The sequence below is a fragment of the Dehalococcoidia bacterium genome (assembly GCA_025054935.1).
Lineage (GTDB): Bacteria > Chloroflexota > Dehalococcoidia > SpSt-223 > SpSt-223 > JANWZD01.
This window is the reverse complement of the sequence record JANWZD010000001.1, coordinates 331,282-349,816: the sequence shown is the minus strand read 5'-3', so window position 1 is coordinate 349,816 and position 18,535 is coordinate 331,282. Positions and strand designations below refer to the sequence as shown.

Sequence of the window (18,535 nt, the reverse complement as noted above, 5' to 3'; positions counted from 1 at the left end):
CATCCCATTGTACTCTACGGCGCGATCCGACTGAAACGGTCAGCGTGCAGCTGCCTCATCGACGCGCGCGCCGGCACGGCGAAATTCCTCCACGACGAGTTCCGTCAGCGGGCTGACGGCCATTTCTTCCAGCAGCGACAGCGGCAAGGTCAGGTGGCGGGCGCCGGCGCGCCGGGCGCGAACCGCCTCATCCACCGACTTGAGGCTAGCGACAAGCAGGTCTGCTTCTCCTGCTACCGCTGCCATCTGCTCGATTACGGCGGCGCCGTTCCCCGCCGCTCGGTTCAGACGGCTCAGATACGGAATGATGTAGCGCGCGCCGACCGCGGCCGCGACGATCGCCTGCGCTGGCGTGAACACTGCCGTGACGCTGAAGATCGCGTGGTTGCGCAGCGCTGCCCCCGCAGCAAGGCCTGCCGGGGTGCAGGGGAGCTTGAGGACGACGCGGTCGGGAGCGAGAGCGAGGATGTGGCGACCCTCCGCCACCATCGCGTCGACGCGGTCGGCAACTGGCTGGTAGAACACGGGGCCGGGCAGCGCAGCGAGCAGCGCTTCGATCACCGCCCGGCCGGACATGCCGCTGCGCGCGATGAGGAGCGGGTTGGTTGTGGCGCCGTGAACATAGCCCAGCGTTGCGGCGCGACGCGCCTCTTCCGGGTTGGCCGAGTCAAGCAGCAGCATCGGTCCCTCGCCTCCCGCGTGGATGGCGGCGGAAGCGCACATCGTGCGGGCAAACGGTGGTGCGCCTGATGCCGGAACAGTAGCGGATCCGGCTGGGGCAGCGCGCCGAAGAAAATGGGCAGAGCGGCGGCAGCGATCGCCCGCGCCTAGGAAGGACGGCGATTGACCACGAGATAGACCAGACGGTCGCCGTCGGCGCGGATCTGGCGGCGCGTTCCTTTCGGGAGATAAGCGACTTCACCGGCATGGAGGGGATAGCGCTCGCCGGCGATCTCAAGCACCCCCTCGCCCTCGAGGACCACGACCAGCTGATCAAACTCAGGGTTGACATGCGAGCTGGAGCCGCGGTTGTCGCGGTAGGAGACCACCGTCAGGTGAAAATCAGGGGTGGTCGCATTCCAGACGGGGCCGTCGTGGCCGGCCGTTGCGGCGGCGCGGAGGACATCGGCAACCCGGCTATTCTCGTCGAGAGGCGCTCGCGTAGCGCCGCGGGTCGTCTCGAGGCGTTTGATGATGGCGTCGGTCATCGCCGTAGTCGTCGCCTCGCCGCCGAGATCCCGTGTAACGGCCCATCCTTCCGCGAGAACTGCCTCTACGGCGGCGGTGATCCGGGCGGCGGCATCGAATTCGCCCAGATGTTCGAGCATCATCACCGCCGAAAGGATCATCGCGGTCGGGTTGGCGAGGTTCTTGCCCGCGATATCGGGGGCGGTGCCGTGAACCGCCTCGAAGATTGCGCCGTGCTCTCCGATGTTGGCGCCGGGCGCGACCCCGAGGCCGCCGACGAGCCCGGCGCAGAGGTCTGAATAGATGTCGCCATACAGGTTCGGTAGGAGCAGGACATCGAAATCGCGGGGACGCCGGATCATCTGCACGGCGAGGTTATCAACCAGCCGTTCCTGATACTCGATTTCGGGATAGCTCCCGGCAATGCGGCGGCAGGAGGCGAGAAAGAGGCCGTCGCTGGCATGGAAAATGTTCGCCTTGTGCACGGCGGTGACGGTTCGGCGGCCAAAGCGTTTTGCGTACTCGAATGCAAAGCGCGCGATCCGTTCTGAGCCTTTGCGGGTGGTGATCTTGAACCCGACTGCGCCGAGGTCATCGACCTGATGCTCGATCCCGACGTAGAGGTCCTCGGTGTTTTCGCGGATGATGACGAGATCGACATCCTCGAACGGGGAGCGGATCCCGCGGTACGACCGCACGGGACGGACATTTGCGTAGAGCTCAAGCGCTTGACGGAGGGCCACATTGATGCTTCGGAAGCCCGCGCCGATCGGGGTGGCAGTCGGCCCTTTCAGCGCGACTTTCGTCTGCCGGATCGACTCGAGCGTATCGGGAGGCAGCGGGTCGCCGCCGGCGTCCACCGCTGCCTGTCCTGCCAGCTTCTCCTGCCAGCGGATCGACACGCCGCTTGCGTCGATGACGCGCCGGGCTGCGGCGGTCACTTCCGGCCCAATCCCATCGCCGGGGATCAGCGTGACCTCATGGCTCATGCGCGAACTCCCAGAAGCGCAAGCAGAGGAGCATGCGTCCATGCAGAGATATGCTGCGCCCGAGGAGCACTCTGCCAAATACTAAAGGAGAGGCGGGGGATTGACCCCGCCTCTCCTTTGCCGACGCCGTCTGGTGTAGGCGCTACACACTCGCACTCGAGTTTACCTCACCGCTCCGCTCGTCGCGGGATCCCATCCGGCGTCTCCCGACGCCCAGCCTCGCGCCTACCCTTCGTCGCGACCACACTATATCGCGCCCTTTTGGGCGTGTCAAGACCCCAAATCCATGCGCGGAGCGCCTTCAAGGCTGGAGAACGAGGCGATGATGCGGCGACGAAACGAATGTCCAGCGCAGTCGTCGCGCTCTGAACCTGGTGCCCGGCGCGCTGCCCGTTCGTCCGCGGGAACGGGCTGGCCCCCGGGAGGGCGCTGCCTTGTCCAGCGGGGGCGCCCCGCACCGGCGGAGGAGAGGGCCGCGGCGCAGAAGCTGCGAAGAGGAACTGTCGGCAGACGCCGCACCCTTGCCCGCCGGCAGCGCTTTGCGGGGTGGGCCTTGCGCGCGCTGCTGGCTGGGGGCGCCAGTTCCAGAAGTTGTGCCGTATCATTCAGCGAGCGACCCGCCCCGTTCCCCCTCCTCAATGAGGAGCAGCAAGCACGGGCACGGTTGCCCGGCACCGGCGCCTCGAGTATACTCGCCGCCGCCAAGGAATAATCGAGGCGAGCCGTGGGCGGTTCCAGCGACGTCGCGCGTCGAGGACGGAGAAGATCATGGAGCCACTCCACTGGCCACGTTGTCAACAGTGCAAGACCGGGGATCTCCTACCTCTTTCCGATTTTGGCAGTCAAGGAGCTCCGATCCACTACAAAGCATGGGTGTGCACAAACCCGGCTTGCGGCTTCAACATCAAGATCCGTAACGGCGATGTGTTCATCAACGAGCCGATCAACTCGGGCGCCGCGTTTTCCCCGCGCAGCCGCTAGCTGCGGGGGGCGCGAGTGAGCGGGCAGCGGGAAGCGCTCGAGCGCTGGACCGTTCTCAAGATCGCGCCCACCTCCTTCTTCGCTGATTACGGCTGTCACGTTCGGATCCTGGAAGAGAGCGAGGCGCTTCGCCGGCTCGGCCACCGCGTCACCATCGTCACCTACCCGTCCGGCGACGACCCGCCCGCGCTCGATGTGCGTCGAGCATTCCCGCTGCCGATCCTCCAGTCGATCAAGGCCGGGCCGTCGAAACGGAAGCCCCTGTTCGACCTGCTCCTTGCGGTGCGGACCCTTCACGTCGCGCTTCGGCTGCGGCCCACAGTGATCCATGCCCACCTTCATGAGGGCGCGCTAATCGGGGCGTTGGTCGCCCGCCCGCTCCGGATCCCCCTGATCTTCGACTTTCAGGGAAGCCTCACCAGCGAGATGATCGACCATGGCTGGCTCTCGCGCGGGAGCCCGTGGTATCGCCCCCTGCTGCGGCTGGAGCGGCTGATCACGCGCCTGCCCGACGCGATCATCACCAGTTCCCAGAACGCGGCGACGATCTTGGCAGAGCAGTTCGATGTTCCTCCCTCGCGCATTGCGACCGTTCCCGACTCGGTGGACCCGCATCGATTCATCCCGCGCTGGGAGCACCCCGACCTGCAGCGGATCGCCGCCCTGCGCGCTCGGCTCGGCATCCCGGAAGGCCGGCCGGTGGTCGTCTACCTCGGCTTGCTCTCCGAGTATCAGGGCACGAGCAAGCTGCTCGAAGCGGCCACGCTGCTCACTCGGCGCGGGGTCGATGCCCACTACCTCGTGATGGGTTTCCCCGGCGAAGACACCTACAGCCGCATCGCCGCCGAACTCGGCATCGCAAGCCGGGTTACGTTTACGGGACGGATCCCGTACCGCGAAGCGCCGGACTACCTTCTCATTGGCGACATTGCCGTCTCGCCCAAGCTTTCCGAGACGGAGGGGAACGGCAAGCTTCTCAATTACCAAGCGGCCGGCTTGCCGACCGTCGCCTTTGATACGCCGGTTGCCCGCGAGATCCTCGGCGACCTCGGGGTGTATGCCCGGCAGGGCGATCCCCACTCGTTGGCGGACCGGCTCGGCGAACTGATCGCCGACCCCGTCCGGCGCGAGCAGCTCGGCCGTGCCCTGCGCTCCCACGTCGTCGCTCGTCAGTCGTGGGACACCACAGTGCATCTCATCCTCAAGGTGTATCGGACAACCGCTGCGCGATGACCGTTCCTGCCATTGTTCTCGCTGCAGGGGAGGGCACTCGGCTCCGTCCCTTCACCCTCGACCGGCCGAAGCCGATGGTGCCGCTCGCCGGACGTCCCGCTCTCGAATGGCTGCTTCGCTGGCTGCGGTGGCATGGCGTTCAGGAGGTGTACATCAATCTCTACGCGCACCCGAGCGCGATCCGTGGGTATTTCGGCGATGGCGCGGCGCTGGGGCTGCGCATCGTCTACAGCGAAGAGCGCCAGCTTCTCGGCACGGCGGGTGGGGCCGCCCAGTTTCGGGATCGCCTCGCGGGCACGGTTCTCGTCTGCTACGGCGATGTGCTGTCGGACCTCGATCTGAGCAGTCTCCTGCGCCGGCATCTCGAGCGGCGCGCAGCAGCAACGTTGGCGCTGTACCGCGTTCCCGACCCGTGGACCCGCGGCGTCGTCGATCTTGCGCCCGACGGCCGCGTGATCGCTTTCCGGGAGAAGCCACCCCGGGACCAGTGTCCTCCCTCAGCTCTGGTGAATGCGGGGATCTTCGCGCTCGACGCCGGCGTTCTCCGTTCGGTTCCGGACGATCGTCCGAGCGACTTTGGGCACGACCTCTTCCCTGCGCTCCTTGCTGCCGGCGCTCCTCTCTATGGCTGGGAAGCTGACGCCTACGTGCTCGACTTCGGCACGCTCGAACTCTACCGCCAAGCGGAAGAGGATGTCCGTGCCGGCCGTGTCCGGCTGTACTGAGGAGGAAGGAGCGATGGCAGGCCGTCGCCTCCCAATCAGTGCGCCGACCGTCGCGATCGTGCTGGGGACGATTGTGCTCGCATTTGGCGTCAACGCCGTGGCGCACCTCATCCTGCTGCTGCGGCGCTCGCGCCTCGTTCAGGAGTACCGCGGAACGTTGCAGTTTCTCTCGGCGTGGGTGGGCGACGGGGTGCTCCTGCCGGCACTGAACGTCATCGCTGCGCGGCTCCTCCAGCGCACGGGCGGCCCCCCGAACCGCGCTGAGCTGGCAGCGGCGCTTGCGGTCGGCGGAGGGATCACGGCGGCGCTGCACGGCTACCAGGGCGCGCGAGGGCTGGTCAACTGGTCGATGCCGCGGCCGTGGCGCTGGAACCTGCTGGGCTGGTATCACGCCCTCTTCATGACCGGGCAGCTCTCCTATCTCGCGCTCGCGCTGCTCCGTCTCAGAAGGTGGCGGAGAACCCCGCTCGCGCTGCGGGATGGGGCGCTGATCGGCGCCGGGCTGCTCCTCTTCGCCTTGCTTCTCCGATGGGATTACCGCTCGGCGTGACAGTCGCCGCAGCAACGAGGCTGCCTGCGGTACGTCGTCTCGTCGACCGCGTGACTGTCGCGACGGTGGCCTCTCTTGTTGGGGTCACTGCTTTTGCCAGCGTCCAGCCATCTCCGGCGGGACCGCTCGCCGTCGCGCTCATCTTTTTGCCCCACCTCTTCATCCCGCTCCTTGTGCTCGTCCCCCTCGCCCTTGCGCTCGGCGGGCGCGTCGCCAAGGCGGCTGCCGCGGTGGGAGGGCTGCTCTGGGCGTTCCTCTTCCTGCCCGGTCTGCTCGCGCTGCCCGCGTCTCCGACACCGGGGGCGCTTCGCTTCAGCGTCGCGACTTGGAATCTTTTGGAGGAGAACACCGATGCGGCGGCACTACGTCGGACGGTGGCCGAGGCCGATGCGAGTGTCGTTGCGCTCCAAGAACTCTCCTTCCGTCAGCGGGACCTTCTTCTCGCTGACCCTGTGCTCGCCGACCGCTACCGATCTCGCGCTCTTTTCCCGAACGACCGGTACCGCGGGATGGGGCTGCTCTCGGTTTTCCCCATCCTTGAAGAAGGCTATCGCGAGGCGCCGCCCGTGATGTGGGCGCGGCTCGATGCCGGCGGCCGCCGCCTTCTTATCGTCAACGCGCACCCTCTGCCCGGCCAGATCGCGTGGCTCCGTTTCGGCACCCAAGCACTGCCTGTCGGCTTCGACGGCACCACGCGAGATGAGCAGATCGCGGCGATCCTCAGCCTTACCCAAACTCTCCGCCGTCCCGATGAGCCGGTTCTGCTCGTCGGCGATTTCAATGTCACTGAGCGCGAGCCCGCCTACCGCCGAATCACCGCGCAGTTCGGCGACGCCAAGCGGGCAGCGGGGTTCGGGGCGCAGAATACCTGGAAGTCGTGGTTCCTCATGCGAACGGGCTGGGCGATCCTCCGGATTGACTATCTGTTCTTCAGCGCCGACTTCACCGTGACCGCTGTTGCAACCGACTGCCGCCAGTCCGGGAGCGACCATTGTCTGGTCCGGGCGGTGTTTCAGCTTCCGCCGTCCGGACTGCCTTGAAGCGGGCAGGCGGTCGCGCTATAGTGCCGTCGTGCGAACCGACGCAGATCGAGGGCCTCGATGACCACGCAGGCGCCAATCGGGGTATTCGACTCGGGGGTCGGCGGCTTGACCGTCGCTCGCGAGATCCGAGCGCTTCTGCCGAATGAACATCTCATCTACTACGCTGACAATGCGCATTGTCCCTACGGCGAGCGGCCGGGCGAGGAAGTGACGGCGCTCGCTGCTGCCGCTGCTGCCCGCCTCCTTGATGAGGGCGTCAAGCTGATCGTCGTCGCCTGCAACAGCGCCTCCGGCGCGGCGCTGCATGAGCTTCGCCGCCGCTATCCCGTTCCGTTCGTCGGCATGGTTCCTGCCATCAAGCCGGCGTGCGCGCTCAGCGCCCGGGGGCGGGTCGGCGTCCTCGCCACGACCCTCACCGTCCAAGCCGAGCTGTTCTCAGACGTAGTGACCCGCTTCGCTCGCGACTGCCGGCTGACCATTCAGACGTGCCCCGGCCTCGCCGAGGCGATCGAGCGGGGGGAGATCGACACGCCGGCAACGCGCGAAATGGTCCGCGCCTATCTCCGCCCGCTCAAGGCGGCTGCGGTCGATGTGGTCGTTCTCGGGTGCACGCACTATCCCTACCTGCGGCCGACGATCGAGCGCGAGATGGGGGAGGGGGTCGTGGTCGTTGACAGCGGTGCGGCCGTGGCGCGTCAGGTGCGCCGCGTGCTGAGCGAGCGCGACTTGCTGACCGATCGCGAGGAGGCCGGCACCTTCCGGCTCTTGGCGAGCGGGCATTTGTCGGTTGCTCGGCGCTTGGCCGCAGGCTTGGGATTGGTCGAGACCCCACTGCCAGTCGGATGACCTTCGCCGAAAAACTGGCCGCGGCGGTTCGACGCAACCGCACGCTCCTCTGTCTGGGGCTCGACCCTGACCCCGCTCGGCTTCCGCTCGCCGACCCCATCGAGTTCTGTCGCCGCCTGATCGACGCCACGCGCGACCTCGTCTGCTGCTATAAGCCGAATGCCGCCTTCTTCGAGCAGTATGGGGCCGACGCCTTTCGGCTTCTTGAGAAAATTCGGCGCCTCATTCCGGATGACATTCCCGCTCTGCTCGATGCGAAGCGGGGTGATGTCGGCCATACCGCCGCTGCCTACGCCCGAGCGGCCTTCGAGGTGCTCGGGTATGACGCCTGCACCGTCTCGCCGTATCTCGGCGGCGACAGTCTCGAGCCGTGGCTCGCCTATCCGGGTCGAGCCGTTTTCGTCCTCTGCCGAACGTCGAACCCGGGCGCGCGCGACTTCCAGGACCTCCCTGTCCGCCTTCCCGACGGGCGTCTTCTTCCGCTCTACCGCGTGGTTGCAGAACGGTGCCGCGAGTGGAACAGGGGGGGGAATGTGGGGCTGGTCGTCGGCGCGACCTTCCCCGAGGAGCTGAGCGCGGTTCGAGCCATCTGCCCCGACCAGCCGATCCTCGTGCCGGGGATTGGAGTGCAGGGCGGGACGGTCGAGCGGGCGATTGCAGCTGGGCGCGGCGCCTCCCCTGAAATGCTGCTTCTCGCCGTCTCCCGCCAGATTCTCTATGCAGCAACGGGACCGGACTGGGAGCGCGCCGCGCGCGCGGAGGCAGCGCGCCTTCGCCGCGAGATCGCCGTCGCGGCCCATCTCGAGCGCTAATCTTCGGCGACGAGAACGACTTTCCCAACGACAGTGCGGTCGGCAAGCGCTTGATGCGCTGCGGCGGCCTGAGAGAGCGGAAAGCGCTTCGCAATGTGCACGATAAAGCGTCCGTCGGCCAGCCGCGGAATGACTTCTCGCTCGAAAGCGGCCCGTGTTACGGGATAGAGGTCGTCGGTGACGGCGAAGCCCTGAATGGCGAGGCGCTTGTAGGCGAGGTCGCGGACAGGCACATCGAGCGTGCCGCCTGCCGGCGCGCCGTACACCATCACTTTGCCTCCGACCCCAAGGACACGGAGCGTCTGCCTGATGGTCGGCGCGCCATTGCCGTCGAGCGCGAGCTGGCATCCCTGTCCGCCGGTCACCTCGGCGACGCGCGCGGCAACATCGTCCTGCAGATAGTCGAGCGTGAGATCGGGGGCGAGCAGCGCACGCACGAGCGCCGTCTTTGCGGGCCCGCCCGCCGCAGCAACAACGCGACAGCCTCGCGCTTTTGCGATTTGCACCCCCGCAAAGGCGACGCCGCCGCCTGCCGGGACAACGTACACCGTCCACCCCGGCTGGATGCCGCCGACTGTGACAAGCCCGTGCCAGGCGGTTTGGAAATTCACCGGCGCGGCTGCGCCGACCTCGAACGGAAGCGAATCCGGCAGCAGGAAGAAGTCCTCGGCATCGCCTGCGACCAACTCGGCGTATGTCTGGAGGGCGCGGCCGAAGACGCGGTCGCCCGGCTTGAACCGCGATACGCCCGCGCCGACTGCCTCGACCACCCCGGCGACTTCCAATCCGGGGATCTGGGGGAGAGGAAAGCGAGGGGAAAGCCCGGCACGGTTGCGCGTTTCGCCGAAGTTGACGCCGACCGCCTTTGTCCGGATCAAGATCTGGCCCGGCCCGAGTGGCGGGTCTGGCGCATCTTCCCAGACGAGCACGCTCGGCGGTCCGTGCTCGTGATAGCGCACGGCTTTCACGACGCCTCGTCGGACAGCTGGGAAAGAGCGCGGCGAAGCCGCTCGCGCGCCTCAGTAGCATCCGCCGGCAGGAGCGCGAGCGCGCGTTCGATCTCTTCCCGCGCCGAGAGCGACCGCGGCGCGGTGCGGTCGAGCCATTCCTGCCACGAAGGCAAGATGATGCGCCGCTCAACAAGGCTGGTGACGAATGCGCGGATGGTCGCTGCGGGCTCTCCTTCGCCGATCGCCGTGAAGAGGCCGCGCTCCGCGGCGCGGCGGGCAAGGCTGCGACTTTCACGCTCGGTCGGCGCGAGCGGAGGAACGGCGAGGAGAAACTTTCTCGCGGCGATAGCGCGGTCGAGCGCCTCAGCCTGAAGCTCCGGATCCTCGAAGCAGGCAACGACGGCATGAATATCTCCTGCTTCGATCATCAGCTTGGGGTCGACGCCGAACAGGCCGAGCTTGAAGCGCCGCGCAAGCGCGAGGACATCATCGCGGTCAGGGTTCCAGAGGCCGGCATCGATGATCACGCGCAGCCCGATGGGCAGGACGACCGATGCTTCGGCGTGCAGCGCCTGGATTGCAGCGATGTAGCCCGCTGCCCGTTCGCCGAAGCCGAGAACGGTGATGTTGAGCGTGGGCGCAAAACTCATACAACAATGATAGGTTATCTCGCCGGGCTCGCCGCGTGCCGCCGTCTGGTCGCGGCGGCCGGAACGCCTCCTGCTGCCGCCCAGAGCCCTTTCGATGCGGCCGGGCTACGCTTGTGTCACAATCCCGCTCTTGGAGGGAGACGCACGATGGAAGGGATCAGCGGCCTGTTTGAATACATGGTGGGCGCCTCACGTGACGGCCGGGAGGCGGCGCTCCGCTATTGGGCGGAACTCGGCTTCCGGCCGGTCTCGTGGGGGCGGCTGGACGCTGCAGCTGCTGAAGCGCGCTACGGGCACCGTTCGGGGCTGACATCCTACCGCCTTGCCCATCCCGGCTGCGCCCGCTCGGGCTGCGGCTACGTTCGGCTGATGGTATGGGATGAGCCGCGCAGCGACGGGCTGGGGATGGCTCGCCCGCTCGACATCGGGAGCCGCTGGATGGGCTTGTACACGAGCAATATCCTGATGGTCCGCGACGCGTATGCCGATGCCATCGAGAATGAGGGATGGGCTTTTCAGCTCTCGCCCATCGTTCGCGCTCCGCTCGACCCCGCCGCGCCGCCAGCAGGGTTCTTCAATCGGTGGGTCGGCCTGCGGGAGCTGTTTGTCATCGGCCCGGAAACGCGGCACGCGTTCATCCAGCGGAACAACTTCGACCGCCCGGGCTTTGGGTATTTTTCCGAGGGAACGCCGCTGCCCGTCACCGAAGGCACGCACGGCAACATCGTCCAGAAAGAGCATTCGACCGAGTTCTACCGAGAGGTGTTCGGCCTGCAGTCACTGGGCGGGGCGACGCAATCGGGCTGGCAGCGCGAGTCGACCGCCGCTGTCCTGATGCTCGAAGAGGGACAGACATTCACGGTCGAACGGCTCGGGTCGCCCAATCGGAGCAGCGGCTTCCTCCAGGTGTATGCGCCCCACTGGAATGCCCCGGACTATCGTTCCCTCTCGCGCGTCGGATCACTTGGGCTCTCGCAGTACAGCTATCAAGTCGATCACGCTGGCGGCTTGCGCGACAAGGTGATCGCGGCCGGCGCGACGGAGGTGACCGACCGGCTCCTCAATGAGTTTGGCGAGCCGACATTTTCGTTCGTGGCGCCGGATGGCATCAGCTGGACGATTGTCGGCCGAATCGTCTAGCGCATGCGGAAGGAATATATTTGACATAGTAGCGGCTGTCTGGTACGTTCTGATCTGCCGTCTGACGACAGCCCGACGCGCCGTGGGATTCCTCACAAGGAGAGTTGCTGTGGTTGATCGCCCTATTAATCCGCAGTTCAGCCGGCGAGAGCTGCTGTACGTCCTTGGACTGGTGGGGATGGCGCCGGCGGCGTCGGCACTCCTCAGCGCATGCGCGCCCGGCGGGCCGCAAACCGGCGCAGGAACACAGCCCCAAGCGCAAACGCCAGCGGCACCTCGCGTTGGCGGCGAGGTGCGCATTGATGTCACCGGTGACCCCAGCAGCCTCGACCCGCTGCGCTTCAACGCGACCGACAACCAGCGGATCTATCGCCTGATCACGAGCCAGCTTCTGACGTACAAGGACGATAAGTCGTTCGACCTCGACCTTGCCGCCTCGCTTCCGACCGTTTCCGCCGATGGCCTGACCTACACGCTCAGGCTGAAGACGGGAGTGAAGTGGCACGACGGCCAGCCGTTCGACTCCGCGGACGTCAAGTTCAGCTACGAGGCAGTGCTCAATCCGCAGAATGCCTCAGTCTGGCGCTCCGGCTGGCTATTTGTGGACTCGGTGGAGGCGCCTGACCCAACCACGGTGGTCGTGCGGCTGCGGTCGCCCTTTACGCCGATGCCGCACCTCTTCGCGCTGACGCCGATCATCAGCTCAAAGATCCAGCCGTACCAGCAGAATCAGACCTACGCGACCTCCTTGATCGGTACTGGCCCCTTCAAGTTTGTCGAGTGGCAGCGGGGCACGCAGGTCGTGCTGGAGCGCAACCCAGAATACTTCCTCCAGGGACGCCCCTATATCAACCGCGTTATCTTCCGAACGGTCCCGGATAACGCGGCGCGGGTGACGAATATCGCCAATGGCACAAGCCAAATCGTGCCGTTCCCGCCGCTCAACCAGCTCGACCTCCTGCGCGGACGCGGGGTCAATGTCGCCATCCTCCCAGAGAGCACGGTGCGGGTGTTCATGTACCCCTCCTTTGCCCCGGGCCGGCCGACGAACGACCCGAACTTCCGGCTCGCCCTGCTCTGGGCGATCGACCGCCAAGCGGTTGTCGAGCAGGTGTATGCGGGCGCGGCCGTTCCGGCCTCGACCTATCTCTCCTCGGGGACGCAGTACTTCGATGAGCGGCTGGGCATGACCTTCGGCAGCCGCCCCGACCTGACAAAGGCGCGGGACTACCTCCAACGGTCAAACTATCCCGCCGGGCGCGAACTACTGCTTGTCTACATCAACCAGCCTGACCTCGCCGATGTCGCGACGATCCTGCAAGCGAACTTCCGGGCCCTGGGCCTGAACACGCGGCTGTCGCCGGTCGAGCTTGCAGCAGTGCTGTCGGTGCTCCAATCGGGGGACTATGACTTGCTGCTGCTGAGCGCGTCGGCGCAGGTGTCGTCGGGATATTCGCCGCACTATGTCTATTTGGGCTATCTGAGCGGCGGCGTCTCGAACTTCAACCAATATAGCGACCCCCAAATGGATGACCTGCTCCGCCGCGCGGTCACCGCTCCGCCCGATCAGGCAGCGGCAGCGTGGCGGGCGGTCCAAGAGCGCGACCTCCAAAATCCCGGGCAGCTCCAAGTCGTGACCGCGCGCTACGTCGAGGCGTACGGGAAAGCGCTCCAGAACTACAAGCCGTCTGCGCTTGCGTATCAGCAGGGCCTCGTGGAGGCCTGGATCGGCTAAACTGGCGCTCGACCACGGTTCGCGGAGAGGCCCGGGCGATGGTTCGGTTGCTGGTAACCCGGCTGGCGTTTGCCGTGCCGGTCCTCTTTTTCGTGTCGGTGATCTCTTTCGTCCTGCTCCGCCTCGCCCCGGGCGACCCTGCGCGGCTGCAGGCGGGGTTCGATGCTCCTCCTGAGGCGGTTGAGGTGATCCGCCGCGATCTCGGCCTCGATCAGCCGTGGCCTGCCCAGTACGCCATTTGGATTGGCAAAGTGCTGCGCGGCGATCTCGGCGTCTCCTACACCGCCCGCGTCCCGGTCACCACGCTCATCACGGAGCGATTGCCGGTCACCGCTCAGATCGGCGCTCTTGCGCTCCTCTTCATTGTCATCATCGGCATTCCTCTCGGGATCTGGTCTGCGTTGGAAAAAGACAAGCTTCCTGATCAGATCATCCGCGTCGCCTCATTGTTTGGCATCTCAGTGCCGAATTTTGTCGTCGGCATCATCGCGATTCTCATCTTCGGCTGGTATTTCCCGAATATCCTGCCCTACGAGGGATTTGTGCCGTTTCTTGAAAATCCGATTGCGAGCTTGCAGCACAGTTTGCTCCCTGCGCTTGCGCTCGCCTCGTCGCAAGTGGGGATAATCGCGCGTTTGACCCGTTCGAGTATGCTTGAGGTGATCAATCAGGAGTACATCACGGCGGCGCGCGCCTTTGGCGTACCGGAGACCGAGATCATCTGGCGAGACGCGCTGCGGAACGCGCTGCTGCCTGTGCTGACAGTGCTCGGCGTCATCACCGGGTTCCTGCTTGGCGGCTCGGTTGTGATCGAAACGGTCTTCGGAATAGCCGGTCTCGGCCGGCTACTTGTCGAGTCGTTTACCCTGCGTGACTATCCGGTGACGATCGGTGTGATGATGTTCATCGCCTCGGTCTTCGTTCTCATCAATCTCATCGTCGACCTGCTCTATGGCATCGTCAATCCGCGGATCCGCGCCGGGTACGAATCTGGGCAGGGCTAAGCGAGGAAGCCGTGGCTACCACTACCGTCGCTCCTTCTCCGGCGCTTGCGCGCGCGACCCATCGGCCGAATGTCCTTCAGCGGATGGCCCGCAACAGGCTGTCGCTCTTCGGCATGGCCGGCGTGACGCTCATTCTCTTCTTGGCGATCTTCGGGCCGTTCCTCGCTCCGTATGACCCGACGGAACTGTCGCCCGCTCGCCTCCGTCCTCCGAGCCCGGCACATCTGATGGGAACCGAAAACTTCGGCCGAGATGTCTTCAGCCGGTTTCTGTACGGCTCGCGGATCTCGGTCTTCGTCGGCATCGGCTCAGTCGCGATGGCGTTGGTGGTCGGCGCTCTGCTCGGCATGATCGCCGGCCTCAATAGCGGCTCGCTTCTCGACACGATCATCATGCGCGCCATGGACGTGATCCTCGCGTTTCCTCTGATCGTGCTTGTCTCCGTGCTCTCGGGGGTGCTCGGCACGCGAACGCTCGAAATCGGTCCTATCACAGTCAACAATATTGTCATCGTGGCGTTCGCCATCGGCGTGGTCCTGATGCCGATTTTTGCGCGCGTCGCGCGGGCGAGCGTTCTCGCCGAGGTCCGCGAGGATTACATCCTTGCTGCTCGGTCGTTCGGCGCGCGCACGCGCGACCTCTTGTTCGGCAACCTCTTGCCCAACATCCAAGCGCCGCTCATCGTCCAAGCGGCGTTTGCCCTCGCCGTCGCAATCGCGGTGGAGGCGGCGGTCTCTTTCCTTGGTCTTGGCGTCCAGCCGCCGGAGTCGAGCTGGGGAACGATGCTCTCTGACGCGCGGCGGTATCTCCTTCTTGGCGCGTGGTGGCTCGTGCTCTTTCCTTCTCTTGCAATTGCTCTTTCGGTGCTGTCATTCAACTTGGTAGGCGATGCGCTGCGCGATGCGCTCGACCCCCGCGGGCGCTCCTCTGGAGACGCCGTCACCGCCCAAGAGACGGAGCGCAAGCTATGAATTCCACCGATGTCTTGCTCGACGTCCGCCACTTGCGCGTGGTCTACCCCACGCCGCGCGGTCTTGTGCGGGCAGTCGAAGATGTCTCGTTTCAAATCCGTCCGGGCGAGGCCGTCGGGTTAGTCGGGGAGAGCGGCTGCGGCAAGAGCACCGTCTTGCGCGCGCTTCTTGGATTGATTAAGGAGCCGGGCAAGATTGCGAGCGGCGAGGTGATCTTCAAAGGGGTTGACCTCCGAACGCTCTCCGAGCGAGAGATGCGCGAAATTCGGGGCGGGGAGATCAGCATGATCTTCCAAGACCCGGTCAACGCTTTCAACCCTTCCTTCACCATCGGTGACCAGCTGCGCCGGGTGCTGAAGCTCCATCGGAAAACTCCCCCTCCTGACGGCTATGACGCGGAGATCCTGCGCATGCTGCTGCGCGTCGGCATCGATGCCCGGGGCAAGCTCGACAGCTATCCCTTCAACTTCAGCCAAGGCCAGCTGCAGCGGATCATGATCGCGGCCGCCTGTCTTGCCGGCGAGCCGGCGCTCCTGCTCGCCGACGAACCGACTACCAGCCTCGACGTGACGATCGAAGCGCAGGTTCTGCAGCTGCTGCGCGACCTGCGGCGTGAACTGAACTTGGCGCTCATTCTCGTCACCCACAATCTCGCGATCGTCGCCGAACTGTGCGACCGCGTGCTCGTGATGTACGCCGGGCGGATCGTGGAAGAAGCCGGGATCTACGACCTCTTCGAACGCCCCAGTCATCCCTATACCGCGCAGCTGCTCCAAGCGATCCCCCGCTTTCCTCACGTCGCAGAGCGCCTCTACACGATGCGCGGCGCTGTGCCCGACCTTGCCGCCCCGCCCAAAGGGTGCCCCTTTGCTCCGCGCTGCGAGCGCTACATCGGCGCGGTCTGCGATGAGCAGCTGCCGAAGTTCCTGCCGAGCGGGGCGAACCAGCGTGCCCTCTGCCACTGGTATGACGACGCCGTGGTCGGACGCGAAGCGGCAGAGGCGAGCCGGTCGCGCGCCGGTTCTATCGGAGCTGTCGCATGAGCAGCAACGGCGCCGATCCCCTTATCCAAGTCGAAGGGCTGAAGCAGCACTTCCCTCTGCACAAAAACCTCTTCGACCGCCTCCTCAAAGGCCAGCAGTATGTCTACGCCGTCGACGGCATCGACTTGACGATCTATCGCGGCGAAACAGTTGGCCTGATCGGGGAGAGCGGGTCAGGGAAGACCACAGTCGGGCGAACGATGCTCCGCCTTTACGAGCCGACGGCGGGGCGCATCGTCTTTGACGGCGAGGATGTCACCCATCTCCGCGGCGAAAGCCTGCGGCGGCTCCGCCGCCGGATGCAGATGGTGTTCCAAAATCCGTATAGCGCTGTCAACCGCCGCAAGACCGTGCTCGATATCATCACCGAGCCGCTGCTTGTGCATGGGATCGGCACGAAACAGAGCCGGCAGCAGCGCGGGCTCGAGCTGCTTCACCTTGTCGGTCTTTCGGAGGCGTTTGCCAGCCGCTATCCCCATGAAGTGAGCGGCGGCCAACTGCAACGGGTGGGGATTGCGCGAGCACTCGCGCTCGAACCCGAGTTTATCGTCGCCGATGAGCCGACCGCGAGCCTCGATGTGTCAGTGCGCGCGCAGGTGATCAATCTCTTGTCGGACCTGCAGCAGCAGTTGGGGCTGACGCTGCTGTTTATCAGCCACGACTTGAGCATCGTCTCCTACCTTTCGGACCGGATCGCCGTGATGTATCTCGGCAAGATCGTCGAGCTCGGGCCGAAGGTCGAAATCGAGCGCGCGCCCCTGCATCCCTACACCAAGGCGTTGCTTGCTTCCATCCCGCGCCCCGACCCGCGGCAACGTCGTGAGAAGAGCGCGCCGCTCGGGGAGATCCCCAGTGCTGTCAATCCGCCGAAAGGCTGCCACTACCGCGCGCGCTGCCCGTGGGCGATGGAAATCTGCGGCCGCGACTATCCCCCGCTCGAGGAGAAGCTGCCCGGCCACTTCGCTGCCTGCCACGCCGTGATCCGAGATCCCAAAGGCGGACCGCCGACGCTCGACCCCAGCGTAGGCTCGGCAGCCGACCCTGCGGTTGTCGCCCAAGCCCAAGCCGCACCTCCCCTCTAGCGCTTCGTCCCGCCGGGCGGAGCGGCCGCGTTCGCCGCGTCAGGAAGCTGTTCCCGACCGCGCCAGTCGGACAGCATCCCGCGCCCGCGCAACAAGTCGGCGTCGTTCCAGCAGCAGCAGAACCCCGATGAACGCTGCGGCAGCAAGGCCCGCCTCGAGCGCGAAACGCAGGGGAAGGAAGACCTCGCCGGCCGCGCTCGCCACTGTCGCCGACACCGCCAAGCCGGCGGCGCCTCCCGCGAGGAACGCTGCGGCCGCCGGCACCGCAACTTCGCCGAACGCGATCGGAACGAGCGGCAGGACGAGGCGAGAGGCAAGGGTCGCCGCAACGAGGTAGGCGACTCCAACCGCGACCGCCGTTCCGACCGCGCCGCCGAGGAGAGTCAGGGGGAGACCGGCGCCAAGCAGGGTCAGCGCCCCGGTCCAAGCGGCGAGCGCCGCCCGGCGTGGCCGGCCCACTGCGCCAAGGAGGGTTGCCAGCTCCTCCGTCATCGGCCGGAGCAGCGACATCGCGATCAGCACGCGCAGAAAGAGCGCGGCCGGCGCCCACCGCGGGCCGTAGAGCAGCTCGACCACGCTTGGGGCGGCAGCAAGCAGCACCGTCCCGATCAGGAAGATGGCGCGGAGCATGAACCAGAGGGTAAGGTTCGCGGCGCGCGCCAAGCGGGCAGGATCAGCGTGCAGGCGCGCATAAGCGACATAGGCGGTCCGGCTGATGATCCCGCTCACCAAGACGCTGGGCCAGAGCGCAATCCGGTAGGCGCGGTCGTAGTAGCCAAGTTCCTCGAGGCTGACCGCGGTGCCGATCAGGAAATTGTCGAGCTGGCCGATCAGCGTCGCGGCGAGGCTCCCGAGCCCCCACGTCGCGCCGAAGCTGAGCAGCCGACGCGCCAGCGGCGCCGAGAGCCGCCAGCCGTCGCGCCAAGCGTCACCGACAGGCCCGCGGGCGAGCCACCACATGCCAAGGCAGTAGATCCCCGCCTGGGTTCCCAGTTGGATGACGAGGCTCCAATATCCCGCGCCGAGCAGCGCCGCGGCGAAGGCAGGAAGATACGAGAGCGGCAAAGCGATCGCGGTCATCAAGCTCCCGCGCCCGAACTGCAGGCGCTTGTCGAGCAGCGCTCCTGGGATCCCGCCTGCGCTCTCAACAACCCCTATGCCCGCGAGGGCGACTGCGACCACAGCGACGTCGGAGGGATAGCCCAGCAGAGGAAGGAGCAGCGCCAAGAGGAGGGTCAGCAGGACCGTGAGCAGCGCGCCCGCAAGCTCGAGCGCTGCTGCGGTCCCGAGCCCGGCCCCGTCGCTCCCGGGCCACTGGACATAGCCGCGAAGAACGTCGACTTTCGTTCGGACATGAAGCAGGCTGAAGAAGAAAGTGGCAAGCGCGACGACCCCAAACGCCTCCGGCGCGAGCAGCCGCGTCATCAGCAGGTTGGCGAGAAAGCCGACGACAACCGTGAAATACGATGCCCCCGCGATCCCAAGGCTGCCGCGAACAACCCGGGCCCCAAATCGCTCCGCCGGACCCTGCGGCGTGGGGGGCGTGGTTATGTCGCCCCCCAGGCGGGGTGACCGCATCTGGCCGTTCCTCCG

General features: G+C 66.1%; 17 protein-coding genes and 1 pseudogene. 12 read left to right on the top strand and 6 right to left on the bottom strand.

Going from position 1 to position 18,535, the window contains the following annotated elements:
• Window positions 1–39 precede the first annotated feature (39 nt).
• The 3 genes and pseudogenes from NZ773_01540 to NZ773_01530 all read right to left on the bottom strand — a co-directional run bounded on the left by NZ773_01540 (window position 40) and on the right by NZ773_01530 (window position 2,177).
• Entirely contained in the window at window positions 40–681 is a 642-nt protein-coding gene (locus tag NZ773_01540) for a transaldolase (GenBank protein ID MCS6800613.1), read from the bottom strand.
• 146 nt (window positions 682–827) lie between these two features.
• Complete coding sequence (locus tag NZ773_01535; GenBank protein MCS6800612.1) at window positions 828–1,049, bottom strand: cupin domain-containing protein; 222 nt, start codon at window positions 1,047–1,049, stop codon at window positions 828–830.
• Window positions 1,050–1,178: 129 nt separating this feature from the next.
• A pseudogene (locus NZ773_01530) lies at window positions 1,179–2,177 on the bottom strand (isocitrate/isopropylmalate dehydrogenase family protein).
• A gap of 996 nt (window positions 2,178–3,173) precedes the next feature.
• Between NZ773_01530 and NZ773_01525 the strand changes: the two are divergent.
• The 6 genes from NZ773_01525 to pyrF are packed head-to-tail and all read left to right on the top strand — an operon-like array spanning window position 3,174 to window position 8,367.
• Window positions 3,174–4,391, top strand: coding sequence for a glycosyltransferase family 4 protein (locus NZ773_01525; protein ID MCS6800611.1), 1,218 nt, complete (start codon window positions 3,174–3,176; stop codon window positions 4,389–4,391).
• Complete coding sequence (locus NZ773_01520; GenBank protein MCS6800610.1) at window positions 4,388–5,116, top strand: NDP-sugar synthase; 729 nt, start codon at window positions 4,388–4,390, stop codon at window positions 5,114–5,116. The genes NZ773_01525 and NZ773_01520 overlap by 4 nt, the downstream gene beginning before the upstream one ends.
• Window positions 5,117–5,129: 13 nt before the next feature.
• Window positions 5,130–5,666, top strand: a complete 537-nt coding sequence (locus NZ773_01515; protein ID MCS6800609.1) for a hypothetical protein — start codon at window positions 5,130–5,132, stop codon at window positions 5,664–5,666.
• A complete protein-coding gene (locus tag NZ773_01510) occupies window positions 5,645–6,706 on the top strand; it encodes an endonuclease/exonuclease/phosphatase family protein (GenBank protein MCS6800608.1) in 1,062 nt (353 codons plus the stop codon). Before NZ773_01515 ends, NZ773_01510 begins: the two co-directional genes overlap by 22 nt.
• A gap of 60 nt (window positions 6,707–6,766) precedes the next feature.
• Window positions 6,767–7,555: a glutamate racemase gene (murI, locus tag NZ773_01505; protein ID MCS6800607.1), complete on the top strand. Its 789-nt coding sequence runs from the start codon at window positions 6,767–6,769 to the stop codon at window positions 7,553–7,555.
• Window positions 7,552–8,367 carry an orotidine-5'-phosphate decarboxylase gene (gene pyrF / locus NZ773_01500; GenBank protein MCS6800606.1) on the top strand — a complete coding sequence of 272 codons (816 nt, stop codon included), beginning with the start codon at window positions 7,552–7,554 and terminating at the stop codon, window positions 8,365–8,367. The genes murI and pyrF overlap by 4 nt, the downstream gene beginning before the upstream one ends.
• Here pyrF and NZ773_01495 read toward each other — a convergent pair.
• Together NZ773_01495 and NZ773_01490 are read right to left on the bottom strand one after the other, a co-directional pair.
• Complete coding sequence (locus NZ773_01495; protein ID MCS6800605.1) at window positions 8,364–9,335, bottom strand: NADPH:quinone reductase; 972 nt, start codon at window positions 9,333–9,335, stop codon at window positions 8,364–8,366. The genes pyrF and NZ773_01495 overlap by 4 nt on opposite strands.
• Window positions 9,332–9,967: a hypothetical protein gene (locus NZ773_01490; GenBank protein ID MCS6800604.1), complete on the bottom strand. Its 636-nt coding sequence runs from the start codon at window positions 9,965–9,967 to the stop codon at window positions 9,332–9,334. Before NZ773_01490 ends, NZ773_01495 begins: the two co-directional genes overlap by 4 nt.
• Before the next feature lie 147 nt (window positions 9,968–10,114).
• Here NZ773_01490 and NZ773_01485 point away from each other — a divergent pair, with 147 nt between their 5' ends.
• From NZ773_01485 to NZ773_01460, 6 genes are all read left to right on the top strand, one after another.
• Window positions 10,115–11,107 (top strand): hypothetical protein, encoded by a 993-nt coding sequence (locus tag NZ773_01485; protein MCS6800603.1) that lies wholly within the window; start codon window positions 10,115–10,117, stop codon window positions 11,105–11,107.
• Window positions 11,108–11,216: 109 nt separating this feature from the next.
• Window positions 11,217–12,842 carry an ABC transporter substrate-binding protein gene (locus NZ773_01480; protein ID MCS6800602.1) on the top strand — a complete coding sequence of 542 codons (1,626 nt, stop codon included), beginning with the start codon at window positions 11,217–11,219 and terminating at the stop codon, window positions 12,840–12,842.
• 38 nt (window positions 12,843–12,880) lie between these two features.
• Window positions 12,881–13,846 carry an ABC transporter permease gene (locus NZ773_01475; protein ID MCS6800601.1) on the top strand — a complete coding sequence of 322 codons (966 nt, stop codon included), beginning with the start codon at window positions 12,881–12,883 and terminating at the stop codon, window positions 13,844–13,846.
• 11 nt (window positions 13,847–13,857) lie between these two features.
• Window positions 13,858–14,817, top strand: coding sequence for an ABC transporter permease (locus NZ773_01470; protein MCS6800600.1), 960 nt, complete (start codon window positions 13,858–13,860; stop codon window positions 14,815–14,817).
• Entirely contained in the window at window positions 14,814–15,860 is a 1,047-nt protein-coding gene (locus tag NZ773_01465) for an ABC transporter ATP-binding protein (protein MCS6800599.1), read from the top strand. The genes NZ773_01470 and NZ773_01465 overlap by 4 nt, the downstream gene beginning before the upstream one ends.
• Window positions 15,857–16,942, top strand: coding sequence for an ABC transporter ATP-binding protein (locus NZ773_01460; GenBank protein ID MCS6800598.1), 1,086 nt, complete (start codon window positions 15,857–15,859; stop codon window positions 16,940–16,942). The genes NZ773_01465 and NZ773_01460 overlap by 4 nt, the downstream gene beginning before the upstream one ends.
• Window positions 16,943–16,981: 39 nt before the next feature.
• Here NZ773_01460 and NZ773_01455 read toward each other — a convergent pair whose 3' ends face one another.
• Window positions 16,982–18,520 (bottom strand): oligosaccharide flippase family protein, encoded by a 1,539-nt coding sequence (locus NZ773_01455; protein ID MCS6800597.1) that lies wholly within the window; start codon window positions 18,518–18,520, stop codon window positions 16,982–16,984.
• Window positions 18,521–18,535 lie beyond the last annotated feature (15 nt).